Source organism: Streptomyces sp. MK37H (genome assembly GCF_018035285.1).
Classification (GTDB): domain Bacteria; phylum Actinomycetota; class Actinomycetes; order Streptomycetales; family Streptomycetaceae; genus Streptomyces; species Streptomyces endocoffeicus.
Window position 1 is genome coordinate 1 of record NZ_JAAAYH010000640.1, and the last position, 3,590, is coordinate 3,590.

At 73.5% G+C, this 3,590-nt stretch carries 2 protein-coding genes; one reads left to right on the plus strand and one right to left on the minus strand.

The features are described 5' to 3' along the window. The coding region (gene glgB / locus GWI24_RS41980) for a 1,4-alpha-glucan branching enzyme (protein WP_210951273.1) at nt 1-1,413 on the plus strand (1,413 nt) is incomplete at its 5' end. Between the two features lie 72 nt (nt 1,414-1,485). Here glgB and GWI24_RS41985 read toward each other — a convergent pair. Continuing rightward, on the minus strand, nt 1,486-3,590 hold a 2,105-nt coding region (locus tag GWI24_RS41985), incomplete at its 5' end, for a tetratricopeptide repeat protein (RefSeq protein ID WP_210951274.1).

Genomic DNA, 3,590 nt, shown 5'->3' on the forward strand with positions numbered 1-3,590 from the left:
CAGCTCGCCGAGCAGCTCCCGGCGTACGTCAAGGACCTGGGCTTCACCCACGTCGAGCTGATGCCGGTGGCCGAGCACCCCTTCGGCGGCTCCTGGGGCTACCAGGTGACCGGCTTCTACGCGCCCACGGCCCGCCTCGGCACCCCGGACGACTTCAAGTACCTGGTGGACGCGCTCCACCGGGCGGGCATCGGGGTCATCGTGGACTGGGTGCCCGCGCACTTCCCCAGGGACGCCTGGGCGCTGGCGGAGTTCGACGGCCGTCCGCTGTACGAGCCCGCCGATCCGCTGCGGGCCGCGCACCCGGACTGGGGCACGCTGGAGTTCGACTACGGGCGCACGGAGGTGCGCAACTTCCTGGTGGCGAACGCGGTCTACTGGTGCGAGGAGTTCCACATCGACGGTCTGCGCGTGGACGCCGTCGCCTCCATGCTCTACCTCGACTACTCCCGCGAGCCCGGCCAGTGGACGCCCAACGCGCACGGCGGCCGGGAGAACCTGGACGCGGTCGCCTTCCTCCAGGAGATGAACGCGACCGTCTACCGCCGCTGCCCGGGCGTGGTCACCATCGCCGAGGAGTCGACCGCGTGGGACGGGGTCACCCGGGCCACCCACCATGTGGGCCCCAGCGGCTTCGGCGGCCTCGGCTTCGGGCTGAAGTGGAACATGGGCTGGATGCACGACTCGCTGGCCTATCTCGCGCACGAGCCGGTGCACCGCGCCTACCACCACCACGAGATGACGTTCTCGATGGTGTACGCGTACAGCGAGAACTATGTGCTGCCGATCTCGCACGACGAGGTGGTGCACGGCAAGCGGGCCCTGGTGTCGAAGATGCCCGGCGACTGGTGGCAGCAGCGCGCCACCCACCGCGCCTACCTCGGCTTCATGTGGGCCCACCCGGGCAAGCAACTGCTGTTCATGGGCCAGGAGTTCGCGCAGGGCGCCGAGTGGTCCGAGGCGCACGGTCCCGACTGGTGGCTGCTGGACCCGTCGTACTCCGCCGAGCCCGACCACCGCGGCGTCCGCGACCTGGTCCGCGACCTCAACCAGGCGTACGCGGCCACGCCCGCGCTGTGGCAGCGGGACACCGACCCCGAGGGCTTCTCCTGGATCGAGGGCGATGCCCGCGAGGACAACGTCTTCGCCTTCCTCCGCTACGACGCCGAGGGCTCCCCGCTGCTGGCCATCAGCAACTTCTCCCCGGTGGTCCGCCATGAGTACCGCATCGGGACGCCGGATGCGGTGCCGGTGTGGCGCGAGGTGCTGAACACCGACGACCGGCGCTACGGCGGCGGTGGCGTCGTCAACGCCGAGCCGCTGAAGGCCGAGCCCACGGGGTGGCACGGCCGTCCGGCCTCCATCCTGCCGGTGCTGCCGCCACTGGGCACGATCTGGCTACGGCCCGCCTGAGCCGTACGCACGCCCTGCCGCACGGCCTTACGCCTCGCCCGATCCGTACGGCCGCCCGATCCGTACGTCCCGTCAGCCGTCGGACCCGCCCAGCCCGGTGAGGCCGTCCCGGACCCGGTGGGCGTCGGGGTGGCCGAGGGAGTCAAACCGGGTCAGGGCCCGCTGCCAGCTGCGGCGGGCCCCGGCCCGGTCCCCGGCGGCCAGCTGGGCGCTGCCGAGCCGGTGCAGGGACTCGGCCTCCCGGACCCGCTCGCCCCGGCCGCGCCGCAGATCCACCGCGTGCCGGTAGCAGCTGATGGCCTGCTGGTGGTCGCCGATGTGCTGATGGGCGTAGCCGAGACTGTCCCAGGCGGCGGACTCCCCGCGCCTGTCCCCCGCCTGCCGCAGCATGGTCAGCGCCTTCCCGCAGTGGACGAGGGTCTGCTGGAAGTCGCCCAGCATGGCGTACGCCCAGCCGACGTTGTTCAGGGCGTACGCCTCGCCGCTGCGGTGGCCCGCCGCCCGGTACAGCTTCAGGGCGCGCAGCGCGTGGTGCAGACCCTCGTCATGGCGCCCCTCCCGCTCGCTGGCGAGGTTGAGCGCGCCATGCGCCAGGGCCTGGCCGACGGCGTTGCCGGTCTCGCGGTGCAGGTTCAGGGCGCGCACCAGATGGCCGCGGGCCCGGTCGTAGCGCCCCATCCGCAGATCGGCCAGGCCCAGGGCGTAGCAGGAGTGGGCCTGACCGGTGAGGTCGCGGATGCGGTGGGCCGAGCCCAGGGCGATCCGGTGGGCGGTGCGCTGGTCGTGCCAGTGGCCGCGCTGGTCCAGGAACTCCGTCAGCGACCAGGCCAGTTGCCAGGCGTGGGTCTCGAATCCGGCCTCCGCGGCCTCCTGCAGGGCCGCCATCAGCGCCGGGCAGGTGAGGATGAACCAGAGCAGTGCCTGGCCGTGCCCCGCGAACTCGCCGACGCTGACGCCGGGCCGCACCGGCTCGACCGTGATCGGCTCCCGGTGCGGGGTGAAGGCCCTCCCGGCGGCCACGGCGGTGTGCAGATAGTGGTCGAGCATCCGGTGCAGCGCGGTGCGGCGCTCCTCCGGCGCGTCGTACGCCTGGGTGAGCTCCATGGCGTAGGCGCGCAGCAGATCGTGGAAGCCGTACTGACCGGGGGCGCGCTCGGTGATCAGATGCGCCCGGGTCAGCTGGATCAGCAGCCGGCGGGCCTGCGGCACCGGGATCCCCACCAGGCTGGCGGCCGCGGGGGCCGCGATGTCGGGGCCAGGGTGGACGCCCAGCAGCCGGAACAGCCGGGCGGCGTCGGCGCCCAGGGTGTGGTACGACCAGGAGAAGACGGCCCGGACGTCGGTGGTGGCGTCCCCGCCCTCGAACGCGTCGAGGCTGCCGCGGGCGTCGCGCAGCTCCCCGGCCAGCGCCTCCAGGCCGAAGCGGGGGTGGGTGGCGGCGCGGGCGGCCACGATGGCGAGCGCGAGCGGCAGCCCGGCGCACACCGTGATGACCTCCTCGACGGCCTCGGGTTCGGCGGCCACCCGCTCGGCGCCCACCCGGCTGATCAGCAGTTCGCGCGCCTCGTCGCGGTCGAGCAGATCCAGCGGCAGCGGCTGGGCCTGCTCGGCGACGACCAGGCTGGTGAGCTCGTTACGGCTGGTCAGCACCGCCAGACAGCCGGGGGAACCGGGCAGCAGGGGCCGCACCTGCTCGGCGTCCCGGGCGTTGTCGAGCAGGATCAGCATCCGGCGGCCGGCCAGCAGGCTCCGGTACAGCGCGGTCTGCGCCTCGAGGGTCGCGGGGATCCGGTGGGCGGGCACCTGGAAGGCGTCCAGGAAGCCCCGTACGGCCTCGGCGACGGTCATGGCCGAGTCGGTGGGGCCGAAGCCGCGCAGATTCACATAGAGCTGGCCATCGGGGAACCGGTCGCGGACGCGGTGCGCCCAGTGCACCGCGAGGGTCGTCTTGCCCAGGCCGCCGCTGCCCGCGATCACGGTGATCCTCGCGGCCGTGGGCGGCCGTCCCCCGCCTCCGCCCTCACCCTCGCCCGTGCCGGCGGGCAGCAGGGCGTCCAGCCCGGCCAGTTCGCGCTCACGGCCGGTGAAGTGGGCGACGTCGGAGGGGAGTTGCTGGGGTACGGCGGTGACGACGGTGATCTGCTCGGGGGCGGTGGCGGGCATGCCCGAGGGCTCGG